This is a genomic window from Phenylobacterium sp. J426, from assembly GCF_024699945.1.
In the GTDB taxonomy this organism is placed as follows: domain Bacteria; phylum Pseudomonadota; class Alphaproteobacteria; order Caulobacterales; family Caulobacteraceae; genus Phenylobacterium.
Genome location: NZ_JAJOMY010000001.1, coordinates 1,073,187 through 1,091,392, shown reverse-complemented (window position 1 = coordinate 1,091,392; position 18,206 = coordinate 1,073,187). Strand labels below are relative to the sequence as shown.

General features: G+C 64.9%; 16 protein-coding genes and 2 pseudogenes. 5 read left to right on the top strand and 13 right to left on the bottom strand.

Annotated features, from left to right (window positions below; genetic code table 11):
- Nucleotides 1-44: 44 nt before the first annotated feature.
- Nucleotides 45-2,774 carry a TonB-dependent receptor gene (locus LRS10_RS05680; protein WP_257836399.1) on the top strand — a complete coding sequence of 910 codons (2,730 nt, stop codon included), beginning with the start codon at nucleotides 45-47 and terminating at the stop codon, nucleotides 2,772-2,774.
- Nucleotides 2,775-2,991: 217 nt separating this feature from the next.
- On the opposite strand, the gene LRS10_RS05675 is transcribed toward LRS10_RS05680, so the two are convergent.
- The 13 genes and pseudogenes from LRS10_RS05675 to LRS10_RS24935 all read right to left on the bottom strand — a co-directional run bounded on the left by LRS10_RS05675 (nucleotide 2,992) and on the right by LRS10_RS24935 (nucleotide 14,497).
- On the bottom strand, nucleotides 2,992-4,113 hold the full coding sequence (locus LRS10_RS05675; RefSeq protein ID WP_257836398.1) for a patatin-like phospholipase family protein: 1,122 nt from the start codon (nucleotides 4,111-4,113) through the stop codon (nucleotides 2,992-2,994).
- A 4-nt stretch (nucleotides 4,114-4,117) separates the two neighbouring features.
- Nucleotides 4,118-4,546 carry a hypothetical protein gene (locus LRS10_RS05670; protein WP_257836397.1) on the bottom strand — a complete coding sequence of 143 codons (429 nt, stop codon included), beginning with the start codon at nucleotides 4,544-4,546 and terminating at the stop codon, nucleotides 4,118-4,120.
- 318 nt (nucleotides 4,547-4,864) lie between these two features.
- Nucleotides 4,865-6,133: a cytochrome P450 gene (locus tag LRS10_RS05665; RefSeq protein WP_257836396.1), complete on the bottom strand. Its 1,269-nt coding sequence runs from the start codon at nucleotides 6,131-6,133 to the stop codon at nucleotides 4,865-4,867.
- Between the two features lie 30 nt (nucleotides 6,134-6,163).
- Nucleotides 6,164-7,069: a hypothetical protein gene (locus LRS10_RS05660; RefSeq protein WP_257836395.1), complete on the bottom strand. Its 906-nt coding sequence runs from the start codon at nucleotides 7,067-7,069 to the stop codon at nucleotides 6,164-6,166.
- Nucleotides 6,993-7,823, bottom strand: coding sequence for an NAD(P)/FAD-dependent oxidoreductase (locus tag LRS10_RS05655; RefSeq protein WP_257836394.1), 831 nt, complete (start codon nucleotides 7,821-7,823; stop codon nucleotides 6,993-6,995). The genes LRS10_RS05660 and LRS10_RS05655 overlap by 77 nt, the downstream gene beginning before the upstream one ends.
- A 4-nt stretch (nucleotides 7,824-7,827) precedes the next feature.
- Nucleotides 7,828-9,303, bottom strand: coding sequence for an acyl-CoA synthetase (locus LRS10_RS05650; RefSeq protein ID WP_257839087.1), 1,476 nt, complete (start codon nucleotides 9,301-9,303; stop codon nucleotides 7,828-7,830).
- A 146-nt stretch (nucleotides 9,304-9,449) separates the two neighbouring features.
- Nucleotides 9,450-9,962: an acyl-CoA dehydrogenase family protein gene (locus LRS10_RS05645; protein ID WP_257836393.1), complete on the bottom strand. Its 513-nt coding sequence runs from the start codon at nucleotides 9,960-9,962 to the stop codon at nucleotides 9,450-9,452.
- 283 nt (nucleotides 9,963-10,245) lie between these two features.
- Nucleotides 10,246-10,509: pseudogene (locus tag LRS10_RS05640) on the bottom strand (acyl-CoA dehydrogenase family protein); the annotation flags it as partial.
- Nucleotides 10,510-10,538: 29 nt separating this feature from the next.
- A complete protein-coding gene (locus LRS10_RS05635; protein WP_257836392.1) occupies nucleotides 10,539-11,744 on the bottom strand; it encodes an acyl-CoA dehydrogenase family protein in 1,206 nt (401 codons plus the stop codon).
- Between the two features lie 10 nt (nucleotides 11,745-11,754).
- The gene (locus tag LRS10_RS05630) at nucleotides 11,755-12,228 is read right to left on the bottom strand and encodes a Zn-ribbon domain-containing OB-fold protein (RefSeq protein WP_257836391.1); all 474 of its coding nucleotides are present in this window, start codon (nucleotides 12,226-12,228) and stop codon (nucleotides 11,755-11,757) included.
- Nucleotides 12,228-13,394, bottom strand: a complete 1,167-nt coding sequence (locus tag LRS10_RS05625; protein WP_257836390.1) for a transporter — start codon at nucleotides 13,392-13,394, stop codon at nucleotides 12,228-12,230. The genes LRS10_RS05630 and LRS10_RS05625 overlap by 1 nt, the downstream gene beginning before the upstream one ends.
- 61 nt (nucleotides 13,395-13,455) lie before the next feature.
- A complete protein-coding gene (locus LRS10_RS05620; RefSeq protein WP_257836389.1) occupies nucleotides 13,456-14,289 on the bottom strand; it encodes a zinc-binding dehydrogenase in 834 nt (277 codons plus the stop codon).
- Nucleotides 14,216-14,497: an alcohol dehydrogenase catalytic domain-containing protein gene (locus tag LRS10_RS24935; RefSeq protein WP_374570913.1), complete on the bottom strand. Its 282-nt coding sequence runs from the start codon at nucleotides 14,495-14,497 to the stop codon at nucleotides 14,216-14,218. Before LRS10_RS24935 ends, LRS10_RS05620 begins: the two co-directional genes overlap by 74 nt.
- Before the next feature lie 198 nt (nucleotides 14,498-14,695).
- Here LRS10_RS24935 and LRS10_RS05615 point away from each other — a divergent pair, with 198 nt between their 5' ends.
- The 4 genes and pseudogenes from LRS10_RS05615 (at nucleotide 14,696) to LRS10_RS05605 (ending at nucleotide 18,200) form a co-directional block, all read left to right on the top strand.
- Nucleotides 14,696-15,304, top strand: coding sequence for a carboxymuconolactone decarboxylase family protein (locus LRS10_RS05615; RefSeq protein WP_257836388.1), 609 nt, complete (start codon nucleotides 14,696-14,698; stop codon nucleotides 15,302-15,304).
- The gene (locus tag LRS10_RS05610) at nucleotides 15,301-16,149 is read left to right on the top strand and encodes a MaoC/PaaZ C-terminal domain-containing protein (RefSeq protein WP_257836387.1); all 849 of its coding nucleotides are present in this window, start codon (nucleotides 15,301-15,303) and stop codon (nucleotides 16,147-16,149) included. Before LRS10_RS05615 ends, LRS10_RS05610 begins: the two co-directional genes overlap by 4 nt.
- Nucleotides 16,031-16,630 (top strand): annotated as a pseudogene (locus tag LRS10_RS24370) (hypothetical protein); the annotation flags it as partial. The gene LRS10_RS05610 and the pseudogene LRS10_RS24370, both read left to right, overlap by 119 nt.
- Nucleotides 16,566-18,200, top strand: coding sequence for an FAD-dependent oxidoreductase (locus LRS10_RS05605; RefSeq protein WP_308237922.1), 1,635 nt, complete (start codon nucleotides 16,566-16,568; stop codon nucleotides 18,198-18,200). The pseudogene LRS10_RS24370 and the gene LRS10_RS05605, both read left to right, overlap by 65 nt.
- The last annotated feature ends 6 nt before the right edge of the window (nucleotides 18,201-18,206 follow it).

Here is an 18,206-nt window from a genome sequence, read left to right as displayed (position 1 = left end):
GGAAACGCAACAAATTCATCAGATCGGCTGGGGAGGCCGGCAACATGACTTCCAGACACAATCTCCTGGTAACGAGCGCTCTCGCCCTTACGGCTGTCACCGGATCGGCCAACGCTCAGCCCGTCAATGTCATTGAGGAGCTGGTCGTCACCGCCGAAAAGCGGGAGCAGAGCCTACAGGACGTGCCGGTGGCCATTTCGGCGTTCACCAGCAAGCAGCGCGACCTGGTGGGTGTGAACTCGGTTCAGGATCTCACAAACTTCACTCCAGGCTTCACCTACCAGTCTGGCAACGACCGGGCCAGCATGCGCGGCATCGGCCGCCTGACCAACATCCACGCTGTGGACGGCGCCGTGTCGATCTACATCGACGGCCTGTTCACCACCTCGACCGTGCTGGCAGGCGGCCCGCCGCTGGATGTGGAGAGGGTCGAGATCCTGCGCGGGCCGCAAGGCACGCTTTACGGCCGCAACGCCATCGGCGGCACCGTCAACGTCATCTCCGTGCGGCCGACCAAGGACTTCTACGCCGAGGTCCGCGCGATCGCCGAGAACTACGGCGTCACCAACTTTCAGGCGGCCGTGTCCGGACCCATCGCCGACAATCTGAGGTTCCGGGTCTCGGGCTACAAGTTCGACCAGCGGAAGGGCTACTTCAAGAACCTCGCCGGCGGCCCGTCGGAAGGTAGCAAGCGGGACGAGTACCAAGCCCAATTCCAGCTCGAAGCAGACCTCGGCGAGAACGCCGAGTTGTGGGTCTCGTACAAGACGCTGGTGTGGCACAATCGGGGTGGCCCCGGCGCACGGGCGGACTATCGCAACGCCCCCTACGAGACCGGGCGCCTCGATCCGAATTTCTCGATCGTCTACAACTCCGCCCATGGCTATTCACCGGAGACGGGGGTCAATGGGATTGTGCCGGGCAGCCTACGGCAGTTCGGCAACACGAATATCACGGTCAATCCGGCTTTGGCGGACTCACACGAGTTCAATACGAACAACGCTGAGCGCGTCCGGCTACGCGACGTCAACTCGCTGACGACCAACTTCGTCTACCACCTGCCCAGCGTCGATATCCGCTACGTGGGCGGCATCCAAGAGTACAAGTACGACCTGTACGGCGACACCGACGCCACAAACGTCCAGTCCTTCCAGATACCACTTGCTCCAGGATCGATCTGTGGAACCGTTGGTGCCCTGTTTGCGGCCGGACGCTCCGCGGTCAACTGCACTCCATTGACCGTAAATGCGGACAATACGTTCCACTATTTTGAATATCCAAAATGGTACAGCCACGAGATCAATATTTCGTCCACGGATGACGGCCCCCTCCAATGGATTGTGGGCGCGTACTACTACAACGAGAAATACAGTGGGACCGGCGCCACCGCCGACTTCTTCCTCAACGGCCCCTCCAGCCTCCGCACTCCGATCCTTGGCGCAGCGCCCAATCCGCAAGGCCTCTGGTCGCTGGGCGACTACGACCTGACGACCGAGAGCAAAGCCGTGTTCGGGCAGGTGGACTGGCAGGCGACGGAGACCCTGAAGGTGACCGCGGGCCTGCGCTACACCAAGGACGAGAAGTCCGGAACGGAGTTCCGGCGGATCGTCTGCAACTCGGACGCCTGCTATCCAGGCCTATATCCGGCCCTCGGTCTTGGCGCTTTCGGTCCCGGCACAGCGGCGAACTGGGGCAGCCTCCTAGGCAATCTCAACGCGCTGCCGGCAGTCGGCCAGGCGTTGGGGCTCGGCAATGCGCTCGCGCCTCTCGGCGGTCTCGGCAACGGCGCCATGGATCTGACCGACACGCTCGCCCCAAAGAGCACGGCCGGCCTGATCGAAGGGGTCACCAGTCCTTCCGTCTGCACGGGGGGCGTGTGCCGCCAATACACGATCGGCGCCAACGGGATCGCCAGCCGCAAGCTTGGCGATACCTCGGACGCCTGGACGGGGACCTTCGGACTCCAGTGGGAGCCCGACGACGATACGATGGCCTATGCTCGCTACAGCCGCGGCTACAAGGCGTTCGGGTTTTCGGCTGGAGGGTTCCTGGCCGATCCCAAGGCGGACGAAGAGACCGTCAACGCTTATGAGGTCGGCCTAAAGAAAAACGTTGGCTCCACGCTGCAGGTGAACGCTGCACTATTTTATCTGGATTACCGGAACCTGCAGGCGCCGGTCACCGTGCGGGTTGGTCCGACCAACGTCGGCCAGTTCGTGAACATCGCCAGGTCGCGGTCCAGCGGCCTGGAGTTCGGTACGATCTGGCAGCCGATCCGGCCAGTGCGTCTGACGATGGACTACGGTTACAACCCGACGAAGATCCGGAAGAGCGTAACGCTCGTGGATACCAACGATAACATCAACACCGGCCCCGTCAGCGTGGTCGGAAACCGCCTGCCGCAGGCGCCGAAGCACAAGCTAGCGCTAAACGGGTCCTACACTTTCGAGATGGATCCCGGCGCGCTCACCCTGGGCGCGACCTATCTGTACCGATCCGAAGCCTACGCCAACGTGTTCACCAGAGAGTACAATAAGGCCCCATCTTGGGATCAGGTGGATCTCCGCGCCTACTGGGCGCCGACGGGCGGCAAGTACACCGTGATCGCCTATGTCAAGAACGTGTTTGACACCGAGGGCTACCAAGCTGCGCTTGAGGGCTCCAACCGCAACAACAGTCCCACCGTTCCGTCGGATCGCTTCGCCACGGGCGCCCAGAACCTGGAGCTCACCCCGCCTCGTCTCTACGGCGTGGAGCTCCAGTATCGATTCTAGTTCGCGTCGATTCAACGCCACATATATTGGGGCGCTCCGCCACAACGCGGAGCGCCCTAAGGTCGCACGGCCGGCTGGAAACTTTAGTCTAATCCCGCCGGAACAAGCGGTCCAGAAAGGCGGCCATCTTGTGTCGCTGGGTCCATAGTGAGGCCTTGCCAGGCGCCCGATCATGGCAACGCACGAAGTCGTGGGGGGCGTTCTTTTGGGGCGGTATCTATTGAATCCGCGGAGGCGGATCGAAGGCCGTGCCACTAACTCCCCGTTGCTCGCCAGCAGAGAACAGCGCCTTCATATGGTCTTGGCTGAAGTCGAGAAAATTCTCGTCCAACTGGGCGGGGATTTCCCCCACATCGAGCTTTAGTCCCTTATCGATTGCAGCAAGCTTCACGTTGGCGATTTCGGAGCGCGTGAGAGATTTCAGCATGGTGTCGAAGCTTCGTGCGACGATCTTGAGCCCGCCAATCGGCACCACCGCAAATCGCGGCGCGGTCCGGCTGTTCAGCAGGATGAAGATATGCGCGGTCCCCGCGGAGGGCGTCGGGGTGCCCAGCAATGCTTGTGGTGCGACAAAGAAGTTGGCCACAGTCCCGCCGTCAGCGTGGAGCTCCGAAACAGCCCGCCCGTTCCTTTGGACGGTTAGGAGCACAGGTGGAAAGACGCCTGGCACGCTCGACGAAGCAACGAGGATGTTCTGGAACAGAAGACGCGACCCGGGATCGCGTTGCTGCGCCAAAGCCCCCATGTCCCAAACAACCTGGCTCTGCGTGTCGAGGCTGGTTGTCGCGACAAATAGACGTCGGCCCCTGCGGTGTTCTGCCGCCACGGCGTCGATGAGGGCCGGCGTGATGCTGCCCGAGATGAGCTTTGCCAACGGTTCCGGCCTGAAGGCACCGGGCAGAAACAATGCGCCAACGCCGCGGGATCGAAGCAGGTTCTTTGCCCGGCCATCCGTAAACGCTTCCCGGAGAGCCGGGTCGAAAGCCGGGCCTGCGAAGACAAACGGGGCGATTAACGCGCCGGCGCTCACGCCGGTCACGACCGAGAATGCCGGCCGGTCTCCCCGCTGGCTCCAACCATACATCACGCCGGCGCCATAGGCGCCGTTGGCTCCTCCGCCCGAAAGGGCGAGGAGCTCAAGCTCGCCACCAGCATGTTCGCGCTGCACACTGAGGATTTCGCCAAGGAAACGTGCGCGGGTTTTGGGTTCGAGGAAATTGTAGCGGTAATCCGGGCTCGCCGCGTGAAGGGTCTCCAGTTCGTAGGGTACACGGGGAAGTGTCTGGCACGCCCCTAGGAGGAGCGCCGCTAGCGCCAGGGCGCCGACGAGCCGCCTCATCGAGTTAAGGTTTCACGGCCGGCGGCTTGCCGCCGATCGGCCGCGCGGAGGCGGGCGGCTTGCAGCCGCGCGCCTGGCCAATTCCTTTCAAATAGCTTCGGCGGGCTATGCCCGCGGCAATAGCTTCTTGCACTTGGCGATCACGCCGCTCCGCCCCTGACAGCTTCCGAATCCAACTGCGCATCGGGATGATGTCGGAGACAATGCTAGCCACGATGCCATAAGCCCCCCGCCGTTCAAGGGCGCCTTGGTCGGGTTCGGAGCCTCGCTCATCGAAATCATCGCCCAGAACTTGGTTAAGCTCAACGATTTCCCTCCGGAGTGTTGCGCAACTGCGCTGGCCCGATCGCGCGTAGGGATTGTCAACGGCCTGCGAGAGGATTGGGGGGATGTCGGTTTTGATGAGGTTTGCGTCGCGGAGCGGCGAAGTCACCGCCCCCTCAAGGCTTTCGCGACTCTGTTCCGAGGACGTCAGCGCGCGTTGAGCCGTGGCTTGGGTCTTGGACCCCGGCTCCGAGGTCGATGTTGGCGTCTGGGCCAAGGCAGGGCCCGAGGTCGCCACCATGCAACTGACAACAAGAGTCGCAGAAATTGACTTTGCTTTACTCATTACATTTCCAGTTCTGCAGCTATGCGAGTTAAATGCAACGAACTTAGAGCTTATGGATTTTGTACACTGTGGCGGATGGAAAAGTAACTCGTCACCAGGATCTTATAATAGTGGGGCCCCTGCTCATCGACTGCATAGGGTTCAGTGACGCCGCGGAATAACTACCGGCATAGAGCTGTACCCGCGGATCAACATTGACGGCACGCGAACGGGCTCTTCGACAACCAGGATCTCTGCAAAGCGCGGCAAGATTTCCTCCCACAGAATGCGGAGCTGCAGCTCGGCAAGGCGATTGCCGACGCAGCGGTGGATGCCGAAGCCGAACGACAGATGGTTGCGAGGCCGCTCCCGGTCGATGATGTAGGAGTCTGGATTGTCGATCGCCGTCTCGTCCCGATTGCCCGAGGCATACCAGATGAGCACCTTGTCACCCTTCTTGATGAGCTTGCCGCCAATCTCGAAGTCCCGGGTGGCGGTGCGCCTCATGTTCGACAGCGGTGTCTGCCAGCGGATGGTCTCCGAAACCATGGAGGGGATCAGGTCTGGGTTCGCCTGCAGTTTTCGTAGCTGTTCGGGGTTCTGGTTCATGGCCAGGATCGAGCCGGTCATCGTATTGCGGGTGGTGTCATTGCCGCCGATGATCAACAGGAGCAGGTTTCCGAGGTACTCCATGCGGTCCATGTTTCGCGTGGCCTCACCGTGGGCCAGCATCGAGATCAGATCGCCCTTGGGCGGGGCGTTGACCCGCTCGTTCCAGAGCCGCGTGAAATAATCCACACAGCCGAAGAGCTCCATTCTGCGCTCGGTCTCATAGTCATCGGTGACGAAGAGGCCCGACTCAGGTCCCGCGGTGGCGATGTCCGACCAGCGGGTCAGCTTGCGCCGTTCATCCCAGGGGAAGTCGAACAGCGTGGCCAGCATCTGGGTGGTGAGTTCGATGGAGACCCGGTCGACCCAGTCAAAGGTCTCGCCGATCGGCAGTTCGTCCAGGGTTTTGGTGATACGGCTGCGGATCAACGGCTCCATCAGGTGGAGGTTGGCCGGTGACACGATCGGGCTGACGGTCTTGCGCTGGACGTCATGCTTCGGCGGGTCCATCGCGATGAACATCGGAAGCGTGAAGTCTTCCTTGGGATCGAAGATGGTGATCGACGGCTCGGACGAAAACACCTCGTGGTTGGTGTCGACGGCCATGATGTCGGCGTAGCGGGTGATCGACCAAAACGCGCCGTCCGGGTGGTGGTGAGCCGGATGCAGATGGACCGGGTCCTCCTTGCGCAGCCGCTCCAAATACGGCCACGCCGTATCGGTGCGCCATAACTCGGTGTCGGCGAGATTGATGTCCTCCAACGGCATTGCGTAGGCTTTTGCGCGGGCCTCGGCCCTCAGATCGATCGAACCGTCGCTCATCGAAGTCTCCATGGCTCGTTCACTCGTCGATCAAGCCGACGCATGAGTTGTCGTCCTTCTAAGCAAAAATCCCTCGTAACCGTTGGCGGCGCTCGCCTGGCACATCTGCAGGTACATCGGCACGCCGCCGGGATAATTCAGCAGTTCCCGTGGCTTGCCGGGTATGTTGGCTCCCATGTACCAAGAGTCAGCCAGGGGAAAGAGCGTCATGGCGCCAACGGCCTCCACGTGGTCCTTCCACGTCTGTTCGGCGGCGGGGGTCGCCTCGAACCGGCTCACGCCCGCGTCGCGCATGTGTTTCAGGAATTCGAGCACCCAGTCGCCCTGCAGCTCGGCGCAGGTGGGACCGTTGCAGAAGCCCGAGGGGCTCTGGGGCCCGTAGAGGAACAACAGGTTGGGGAAGCCGGCGCTCGCCATACCCAGGTGGGTCCGCGCGCCCTGCGCCCACTTGTCCTTCAGCGTCACCCCGTCGACGCCGCGGATGTCGATCTGCGTGAGCCCGCCGGTGACCGCATCGAAGCCGGTGGCCAGGACCAGGATGTCGAGGTCGTACTCGCCGTCTGCCGTCCTCACGCCGCCTGGGGTGATCTCCAGGATCGGAGTGGCCTTCAGATCCACGAGGCGCACATTGTCCTGGTTGAAGACGTCGTAGTAGGTCTGCTCCAGGGACGGGCGCTTGACCCCGAAGGGGTGCGGCGGCTCCCGGGGCGCTAGCTGCTCCGCCAGCTTCGGATCCCGGATGCGCGCCTGCACCTTTGCGCGCCAGAAGTCGTAGGCTGTACGATTGGCCTCCAGGTTCATCATTACGTCGTAGAAGGTCGAGGCCCAGAAGCTGAAACCACCCGCGGCCCAGCTCGCCTCATAGATGGCCTTCCGCTCTTCCGGCGAGACCTCGAGCGCAGACTTCCCGGTCGCGTGGAAGTCGAAGCCCCCCAAAGCTCTCTCGCCGCCGCGCGAACCGGGCGGGATAATCCCGTTTCATCTCGACCTGGGTCGACTCGTCCAGTGCGCATTGCTGCATCGCCAACGCCAGAATCGGCGTGCGCTGGAAGACCGTCAGCTCGGCGGCCACCGCCGCGGCTTCCTGCACCACCTGCACGCCGCTGGCGCCGGTGCCGATCACGCCCACGCGCTTGGCGGCCAAGTCCAGGCCGTTCTGCGGCCACCAGGCGGTATGGTGCTTGGCGCCCTTGAACTGCTCCAGACCCTTGAGTTTGGGAACATAGGGCTTGGCGGCGAACCCCGTGCAAAGCACCAGGAACTGCGCCCGCAGAGCGCCGCCGTCCTGCGTCCTCACGGTCCACTGTTGTCGGCCTTCGTCGAATTCAGCGGCTTCAACGCGGGTGTTGAATCGGATGTCGCGGCTCAGATCGAGCTTTTGATCTACATAATGAAAATAACGACGAAGCTCGTCCCAAGCCGGGAACCGCTCGGTCCAGGTCCAGTCGCGCCAGAGGTCCTCGCTGGAGAACTCGTACATCGGGACGTGGGTGTCGACGCGGGCGCCAGGATAGCAGTTCCAGTACCAAATGCCGCCCAGGTCGGCGCCGGCCTCGAGCAGCCGCACCGAGAACCCCAACTGGCGCAGGCGATGGAGCTGGTAGAGACCGGTGAACCCCGCGCCGACCACCAGGATGTCGAACGCCTCGGCGGCTTGGGTTTCGGACGGGATGCTGGATTGGGTTGTCATGACCTCACCCCAGTCCCAGGTCGCGCCGCGCGAAATCCGTCACCGTCTTGTAGTCGGCCTTGCCGTTCGAGGCCCTGAGCGGCACCCGGGTCACCAAGATGCGTTTGGGGGTCTTGTACCCGGCCAGGCTGGCGCGCACGTGGCGGCGCACATCGTCCTCGTCGAACGCGGCGCCGCTCGCCACCGCCACCACGCCGGTCACGGCCTGGCCCCATTTGTCGTCGGGCACGCCGACCACCAGCGCGTCCTCGATCGCCGCGTGGGTCTTGAGCGCCTCTTCCACTTCTTCGGGATAGACCTTCTCGCCCGCGGTGTTGATACAGGCGCTGCCCCGTCCCAGCAGCGTCATGGCGCCATCGGCCTCTACCGTGCACCAGTCCCCTGGGATGGAATATCGCTGGCCGCCGATGGTTCGGAAGGTCTTGGCGGTCTTTTCCGGATCCCTGTAGTAGCCCAGAGGAATCGGGCCGCCGATGGCAATGATCCCGGCCTTGCCACTGCCGGGCTCCACAAGGTTCTCGTCCTCGTCGAAAACCTTGCACCGGGGACCGATCTGGAACGACGCAGTCCTGACCTCACCGTCCTTGGTCATGGCTGAAGAGCCGAAGCCAAGCGCCTCTGAAGCGCCGAAGGAATCCATCAGCGCGACTTGCGGAATATGGCGCAGCAGACCGGCCTTCACCTCGCGGCTCCACATCACGCCGGACGACACTATCGAGACGAGGCTCGAGGTGTCGAAGCGGCCCGGGTTCGTGTCGAGGGCCTGCAACATCGGCTTGGCGAAGGCGTCTCCGACGATGGCGATCGATTGCACCTTCCGGCGCGCCACAACCGACCAGAGTTCGCCAGCATCGAACGAGGGGGTCTGCAGGGTCACGACGCACCCGCCGCCCATCATGCATCCGATCGCCGTGATGAGACCGGTTCCGTGCATCATCGGGCAGGCCGGCAAGGTCCGACTTCCCGGACCGACGGCGCGGATCGAATCCAGGTGCGCCTCAAGGGATTCGGGCGCTGGGCCCAGCCGGCGCAGCGCGTCGAGTTGCGCTTCTCGCAAGTCGTCATGGCGCCACATCACGCCCTTGGGCATGCCCGTCGTGCCGCCGGTATAGATGAACAGCAGGTCGTCAGGGGATCGCTCGATGCCAAGCGGCGCGCCATCACCGACTGTGGCCAGGTTCTCGTAGGATTCCGCGAAGGGCGGCGGCGCGCCCTCGTCGCCGACTTCGATGAACGTTACGACCTTGGCCAGCCGGTCCTTGAGCTGCAGGACCGTATCGCGAAACTCCGATCCGTAGATCACGGTCTGAGCGTCGGAGTCGTCGAAGATGTAAGACACCTCGTCGGGCTTGTAGCGGTAATTGACGTTCACATGCGTCAGCCGGCCCTTGAAACAGGCGGCCATGGCCTCGCCATATTCCGGGCGGTTGCGCATGTAGAAGGCCACCTTGTCACCCGGCCTCGCGCCGCGCGCCAACATTGCCCTGGCCAAGTTGTTTGAACGGCGGGTGGTTTCCCCCACGTCACGACGCGATCGCCGTGAATGAAGGCGGGCGCCTCCGGGGGGACGACCCGCGGAAGCGCATCGAGGATTTCGCCGAAATTCCAAGCCATGCTCAGGTCCTCCTACGCCGCGATCCAGCCCTGCAGCCGCGCGGCTTCGTTGCGCACGGTTTCGGGGCCGCCAAGCAGCTGGCGATCGAGGCCGATCCGTTTGAACCAGAAGTGCAGCCCGGCGAGGTCGGTGAACCCCATGCCTCCATGCACCTCCGTCGAGGTGCGGGCGACGAGCCGGCCGACCTCCGAGAGATGCGATTTGGCATGGCAGGCCATCAGAGGCGCCTCGTCCGGCATATGGTCGAACGCATGCGCTGCGTACCAAACCAGCGACCGGCAGGGTTCAAGCGCTGCCGCCATCTCGGCGCACATGTGTTTGACAGCCTGGAAGGATCCGATCGGCCGCCCGAACTGCACCCGCTGTCCGGCGTAGGCCACGGCCTGTTCGATCATCGCGGCGCCCGCGCCCAGAGTGTCGGCGGCCAGCATGATGCGTCCCGCGTCGACGATCCGGCGGGTCGTCTCGGGTCCGCTCCCCGGCAGCGGTTCGGCCGCCACGCCGGACAGGCGCAGCTCGCCCACAGACCGTGTCCTGTCGATCGTCGGGAGGGCGATCAACTGGACGCCGACTGCGTTCGCCGCGACCAGGTGCTGGCGCCCGGTTTGGTCGGCCACGACGATGACCTCGGCATCGGCCGCATCGAGGATGAAAAGGGCGCTCCCCCTCGAGGCGCCCGTCCTCGGCCCGGACGCCGGCGCCGTCGCGGCTCAGGATCGACTCCGTCACTGCGACGGCCGCCGTCGCCTCGCCCCTGGCGAGCCTCGGCAGCCAGGTCTGTTGCTGAGCCGCTGATCCCCCGCTCATGATGGCCAGGGGCGCCATGATGTGCGCGCCCGTGAAGTGCGCTGGAGCGACCCGATGCCCCAGCGCCTCGGCGACCAGGGCGGCTTCCAGGAGACCAAGCCCCATGCCGCCGTACTCGGCGGGGATCACGATGCCCGGGACGCCAAGGTCGGCCAGGCCCGCCTTGAGCGTGGCGCTCACGACCTGCGCCCCGGCCGCGGTATCGCGAACGTGCTGCAAAGGGCAGGCGTCGGCCAGATACCGCGCGACGCTGTCCTGCAGCATGTGCTGCTCGCTCGAGAGCCCGAATTCCATCAGCGGGCTCCCTCCGCCGCGAGCTTCGGCTCGCGCGCCATGCCGAGCCCGCGCTCGGCGATGATGTTCTTCTGGATTTGGGCGGTGCCGCCGCCGATGATCAGGCCGAGCTGGAACATGTAGTTCTGCTGCCAGGCGCCGTGATCGCGCAGATGCGGCGCGCCATCGTAGAGCACACCCAGTTCGCCCAGGGCGTCGATGCCCAGGGCCGAGATCTGGTGGGCCAGTTCGCAGGCCTGCAGCTTGACGACCAGTCGCGCCAGCCCGGCCTCCCCGCCGTTGGCCGACGCGCTCAGCACGCGCAGCCCGTTGAATTTCATGGCGGCGATCTCAGCCTGTAGCCGCACCAGGCGATCGCGAAGCACGGGGTCGTCCATGATCGCCGCGCCGCCCGCCGTCTCGGTCCGCATCAGCTCGACCAGCGCATGGAACCCGGATTCCAACTGACCGGGATCCCCCAGCATCCCCCGCTCGTGTTTGAGCGTCGCGTTGGCCACGAACCATCCCTGCCCGCGCTTCCCGACGATCTGCGTCTTCGGAACCCGCACGTCGGTGAAGAACGTCTCGTTGAATTCGGCGCGTCCCGTCATGGTCACGAGGGGCCGGACCTCGATGCCCGGCGTCGACATCGAGAAGATCAGGTAGCTGATCCCGTCGTGCTTGGCCTTGTCCGGCTCGGTGCGGACCAGGCAGAAGATCATGTCCGCCTCGCGCGCGGTGCTGGTCCAGATCTTCTGGCCGTTGATGACGAAGTCATCGCCATCCTCGGTGGCGCGGGTCTGAAGGCTGGCGAGGTCCGAGCCCGATCCAGGTTCCGAGTAGCCCTGGCACCAGACCACCTCGCCGCGGATCGTCGGTCCGATCCATTGCCGCTTCTGGTCCTCGGTCCCCAACTCGAGCAAGGTTGGGACCAGCATCGAGATGCCCTGGTTCTGCAGCCCGGGCGGAATCCGAGCGCCGGTGAACGCCTCGCCGATGATCCGCGACTTCAGGATATCCGGCGCGGCGCCAAAGCCGCCATACTCCTTGGGGATGGTCCGCGCGGCGTAGCCGTGCTCGATCAGCAACTTCTGCCAGGCCACCGCTTCTGGGGACGGACGCTGCGCAGCCCCGCGCCCCTTAGGCGCCGCGTCGCGATGCGCGTCCAGAAAGTCGAGAACCTCCTGTCGGAAGGCCTGGTGCTCGGGACTGTAGGTCAGGTCCATCGGCGGGTCCTCATGCTGGGCCTACGGGTGGCCATGAGGCCGCCTTGCTGGCCGCGAGCGTCCCCAGGGGCTGGAAACAAGGCAGCTGGAAGCCATCCCCGATCACTTGGAAGACCAATTCCACGCGAAGGCCGAGCTGGAGCGCGCTGCGGTCGCAGTTCAACAATCGAGTCGCCATCCGCACGCCCTCATCCAGCTCCACCAGGGCGGCGATGTAGGGGATGTCCGCGGCGAAGGCGGGATGTAGCGCCTGGTGGGTGATGGTCCAGGAGTACAGGCTGCCGGTTCCCCGGACCGGGGACCAGGCGAAGTCCGGCGACCCGCATTGCGCACACATGTAGCGGGGCAGGAACCGCCACGCGCCGCAATGGTCGCACCGCTGGAAGCGAAGACGGCCGTCCTGGCATTGCGCCCAAAAGGCGTCGTCCATGGGGTCCTGGGTGCGGGGGAGCGGCGCGGGAACGGTAGGAGGCTGCATCGCCATCAGGTCCTCAGGATCGCCAGGCTGCCGTCGCCAAGATCGCCCCAGCCGGTGACCAGGCCCAATTTGGCGCCGGGAACCTGACGCGGGCCGGCGTCGCCACGCAGCTGCCTGACCGCTTCGAGGACGTGATTGAGGCCCCAGACATGCGCTTCGCTGAGGAGCCCCCCGTGGGTGTTCAGGGGATAGCGGCCACCCAGCTGGATTTGACCATCCTTCACGAAGTCATGGATGGCGCCGGGCTCGCTGAACCCCAGCGCTTCAAGCTGCAGGAGGACCACATAGGTGAAGCAGTCGTAGACCTGCAGGAAGTCCATGTCCCGGGCCGAGACGCCGGCCATCTCGAACGCCCGCGGCGCGGCGTAGGCGAGACCGATCTTCAGCATGTCGGGACGGGAAGGAATGTCGTCGGCGGGATAGGGATGGCCTTCGGCCGCACCGGCGATCAGCACTGGTCGGTGCGGCAGGTCGCGCGCCCGCTCGGCGCTGGTGACGACGACCGCGCAGGCGCCGTCCGTCTCGAGGCAGCAGTCGTAGAGTCGAAGGGGTTCGGAAATCCACCGCGCGTTCAGGTACTCTTCCATGTCCAGCGGCCGGCCGTAGGTCATGGCGTTCGGGTTCAGCTGGGCGTGGGCCCGGCAGGCCAGGGCGACTTCCCCCATCGCTTGGTCGGGCACGCCGTAGAGTTGCTGGTGGCGCGTCGCGATCCAGGAATACATCTGCGCCGGCATCATCACGCCATAGGGCATGTAGAAGCCCTGGATGGTGCGGGTCAGGGTGTTCATGTTCATGGCCCGCTGTGGCGGCCGGCCTGGCTTGGGGCGGAGCGCGGAGTAGCCGTTCCAGCCCAGCACCACGAGCACATTGTCAGCAATGCCGGCGGCCACGGCCATGGCTGCGTTCTGAAGCGCCGTTGTCGGGCTCGCCCCGCCCATGTGGACCGTCGAGGCATAGCGAAGGACATCGACGCCCAGGTTCGCGGCCAGCTCCTCGGAGGTGGTGTAGATCGGCGGCGGCACCATGCCGTCGATGTCCGATGGCCGCAGCCCGGCGTCGGCGATGGCCTTGCGCGCCGCCTCCAGCATGAGGTCCACGGCGGTGCGTTCGGACCCCTTGACATACTCCGTCTCACCGATGCCGACGATCGCCGCCTTGTCGCTGAAGCTCACGGTTCCTCCGGGTTTCCGGGCGCCTCTTCGGCGTCCCGCGGTGCGATACGACACGGGTCGGCTAGATGGGCGGGATCAGGCAGGAATGGATGGACTCATCGCCGTCCACCTGCCGCGCGAGCGTCCGGATGGCCAGCTCCGCGTCCTCCAACGCGAAGTCGTGCGTGTGCATCAGCTCAAGGGGCAGCGAGCGCGCTTCGATCAGGTCGATGGCCTTGCGATACCCCGATGAGGTGACACCGATCGCCCCCTTGATTGTGATTTCCTTGAAGACGATCAGGTCGGAGACGAAGTCCGGTATGGGCTTGAACCCTTTCACCCCGGCCAGGACGATCGTCCCGCCGGCGCGCACATAGCTCAGGGCCTCGCGTACCGGGTCGGTGGCGTAGGACGTCACCTCAACGACCACGTCGGCGCCCCGGCCGCCGGTCAGTTCCTTGATGCGTTCGATGGCGTTCTCGTTCTGAACGTCGATGGTGTGATGCGCCCCGAAAGTCCGGGCCAGGTCGAGTTTCCGCGCATCCGCAGCCATGCCTGTGACGATGATCTTCCCCGCCCCGGCCTGACGGGCGGCGATGACGCTGGCGAGGCCCCTTTGCCCGGGGCCGAGGATGACCACCGTGTCGCCCACCTGAGTCTGAGGAATCTCCACAGCCCAGCGGAAACCTGCGCCCAGCGGGTTGAACATCACGGCGAGCTCGGCCGGCAAGGACTTGTCCATCCGGTGTACGATCGTGTTGGGCGCCAGGTACATGTACTGGGCGTACGCGCCCCAGAGGCCGGGCTGGTTGGTGAGCGGGATGTAAGAGTAGATCTGGCGGTCAGCGCAAAGGTGATAGCGGCCCCCGAGGCAGGTGTCGCAGCTGTGGCAGGACAGCATGGTCTCGACGGCCACCCGGTCGCCGACATCGACCCCCCCATCGGCGGGCAGCCTTGTCGCCGATGGCTTCAATGATCCCCACCGGCTCATGTCCGGGGATGACCGGCATCGGCGTTTTCAGCACACCTTCGAACTGCTCGTAGTCGCTGCCGCAGATTCCGCAGGCCTCGATGCGAAGGATCGCGCTGTCGGCTTCGATCTCGGGGACCGGAAGATCGCGCATCTCCAAGCGGCGCGGCGCCGTTTGAACCATCGCAAATGTCGTAGCCGGGATCACGGGCGGAACTCCAGTTCGCACCCACAATCGTAACACGTATATGTCGTAGTCAACTCATATCTGTTATGGCAATGAGCGATCGGAGGGTGCAGGCTGACGATCTGCGGATTGCCGCACACCGTCTCCTGACAGGGATTGAACGCGATGGCCGCCAGTGGAGCGAGGGTCGATCTTCTCAGTCTGGCCCAGGCGAAAGCCGCGGCAAGCGCCGCGGGCGTATCCGAGCAGATGGCGCCGCTCAGCGTCTTCCGGGTCTTGCTGCGGCATCCTGACGTCGCTGAGGAACTGGCCTCGACCCTCACCACGCTGCTTTTCCGCGGCAACAGGCTCGATGCGAGACTGCGCGAGCTGATCATCATGCGGATCGGCTGGCGGACCGGCTCGGTCTATGAATGGACCCAGCACTGGCGCGTGGCCCGTGGCCTCGAGATTCCTGAAGCCGACCTGGCCGCAACGCGGGACTGGCAGGGCGCGCCGAACCTCACCGAGGCCGACCGGGCGGTGCTGCAGGCCACCGACGACACCCTCGATAGAGGCATGATCGACGACGCGACCTGGGAAACCTGCTGCCGCCACCTGGCGACGGACGCCGAGCGGATCGAGCTGGTGGTCGCCATCGGCAACTGGACCATGTTTTCTCAGCTCCTCAAGAGTCTGCGGATTCCTTTGGAGGAGGGCGTCGAAGCGTGGCCGCCGGATGGCAGGGCGCCGCAGCCTTTGAGCCAGCCATCCCCAACGCGCGAGGCCCCATGACACGCCACCCGATCTCGCCCGATCTCGTCGGGCTCGAGTTTCCCGTCTCCACCGAGACCTGGTCTTCGAAGGACACGATGCTCTATGCCCTGGGCGTCGGAGCGAGGCCGGCTGCGGACCTGGACTTCATCTACGAAGGCCGGGGCCCGAAGGTTCTTCCGACCTACGCGGTCATTCCGGGCGGAACAGCGCTGGGCGGCATGATGCGCGCTGTCGAGATGCGCCTCGAAATGCTCTTGCACGGCGAGCAGGCCATCGAGCTGTTCCGGCCGCTTCCGCCGGACGGAACCGTCGAGGTGACCGGCCGGATCACCGAGGTCTGGGACAAGGGGAAAGCCGCTGTGCTGGGCGTGGAGAGTCTGGGTCGCGACGCCGACGGTGACCTCTTCCGGACGCACGCAACGCTATTTGTCCGCGGCGCCGGCGGCTTCGGTGGCGAGCGCGGCCCCTCGGCGGGCGATGGCGGCACCCTTCCCGACCGGGCGCCGGACATCGTGGCCCGCTTCGACACGCGCCCGGAACAGGGCGCGATCTACCGGCTCTCCGGCGACCGCAATCCGATCCACATCGATCCGGCGTTCGCAAAAATGGGTGGCTTCGACGCGCCCTTCATGCATGGGCTCTGCACCTACGGCATTGTCGGCCGAGCCGTCCTGCGAGAACTCTGCGCCGACGATCCTGCCGCGTTCCGCGCGTTCCAGGGCCGCTTCGCCGATCGGGTGGAGTATGGCGATACGATCGTCACCAAGATCTGGCGCACGGGCGACGGTGAGGCGATCATTCAGGGCGAGACAGGAGACGGCCGTATCGTGCTGTCTCAATCCAGGGCAAGCTTCGCAGTCTAGGCGCAGCATGGACATTTCGCGCTATCCGCATCTGTTGTCGCCGCAGGACCTGGGTTTCGTCACCCTTCCCAACCGTACCTTGATGGGCTCGATGCATACCGGGCTCGAAGAGGCGTCGGATGGATACGACCGCCAGGCTCGGTTCTTTGCGCGGAGGGCTGAAGGCGGCGCGGGGTTGATCGTGACAGGCGGCGTATCGCCCAATGCGGCAGGCCGCCTCGGCAGGAACGGCGCCGTGATGAGCGAAGCCGTCGTGGCAGACCACGGCCGGATTGCGTCGGCGGTCCATCTCGCCGGCGGACTGGTTGTGCTGCAGCTCCTGCACGCTGGCCGCTACGCGCGCCATGAGGGTCTGGTCGCCCCCTCGGGGATCGCCTCGAGGATCAACCCGTTGGCGCCACGCGAGATGAGCGAGGATGAGATTTTCGAGACGATCGAGGATTTTGCGAGCGCCGCGATGCTCGCCAAGGAGGCTGGCTACGACGGGGTCGAAATCATGGGGTCTGAAGGCTACCTTCTCAACCAGTTCCTGGCGCCCGCGCACCAATCAGCGCACCGACAACTGGGGTGGCTCGGCGTCCAATCGCCAGCGGCTGCCTGCCGAGATCGTCCGGGCGGTTCGCGCCCGCTGCGGCGAGCGGTTCATTCTCGTCTACCGACAGTCGCTGCTCGACCTTGTGGAGGGTGGCAGCACCTTCGACGAGGTGGTCAATCAAGCCAAGGCTGTCGCGGCTGCCGGCGCGAACCTGGTCAACACCGGGGTCGGCTGGCACGAGGCGCGGATCCCTACCATCGCCCACATGGTGCCCCGCGGGGCCTTTGCCTGGGCGGTGGCGCAGCTCAGGTCGCACCTCAACGTTCCGGTCATCGCATCGAACCGGATAAACACGCCGGAACTCGCCGACCGTCTTATCGCAGACGGCAAGGCCGACATGGTTTCGATGGCGCGGCCCTTTCTGTCCGATCCCGACTTCGTCGCCAAGGCCCGGGCCGGGCGACGCGCCGCGATCAATGTATGCATCGGCTGCAATCAGGCCTGTCTGGACAACGCCTTCACCGGCAAGCTCACGACCTGCATGGTCAATCCCGCCGCCTGCCGGGAGGCCGAATTCGGCGATGTCGCAGCGCCGATCGAACCCAAGCGTATCGCGGTTGTTGGCGCGGGACCCGCAGGCCTGGCTGCGGCGGTGACAGGTGCGGAGCGGGGCCACAAGGTCACTCTGTTCGAGAGGTCAGACCAGATCGGCGGCCAATTCAACCTTGCGAGCCGCATCCCGGGGAAGGAGGATTACGCCGAAACCATCGGATATTACGGCGCGCGGCTGTCAGAGCTCGGGGTCGACGTGCGGTTGGGAGTACTTGTGGATCCGCAGGAACTGATCGCCGCCGCATATGATCATGTCATCCTGGCCACCGGCGTTGAACCGCGAACGCTGGACTCGGTCGGTGTGGATGACCCTCGTGTTCTCACCTACGCACAGGCGATTGAAACGCCGGAACTGGCGGGCGACACCGTGGCGGTTTTGGGCGCAGGTGGCATCGGCTTCGATGTGGCCCAGCTCCTGGCGCACCCGACCGGAACAGGCGATCCCGCCGCTCCGGACATCGAGGGCTTCTCCCAGGAATGGGGGATCGACACCGCCTTCACCGAGCGCGGCGCCCTGCGACCCCCTCCCAAGACCTGGCCCTCGCCCCGACAGATCACACTCTTCCAGCGCAAACCGGGGTCGGCGTTCGGCGCGGGCCTGAGCAAGACGCGGGGCTGGGCCAATATCCAGGAGGTCGTGCGGCGGGGCGTGGCCATGACCGGAGAGGTCGACTATGGCCATCTCAGCCCGGAGGGCCTCCATGTCACGGTGGGCGGCGTCCCAAGGTTGATCGTGGCCGACACCTTCGTGTTATGCATCGGCCAGGAGCCACAGGCGGGAATCGTCCCGGCGCTTGCGGCGAAGCAGATGCCGTATTCCCTGGTTGGGGGCGCTCGCGACGCAGCCGGGCTGGATGCGGTGCGGGCCATTGAGGAAGGAACCCGGGCGGCGCTCGCGATCTGAGCGGGC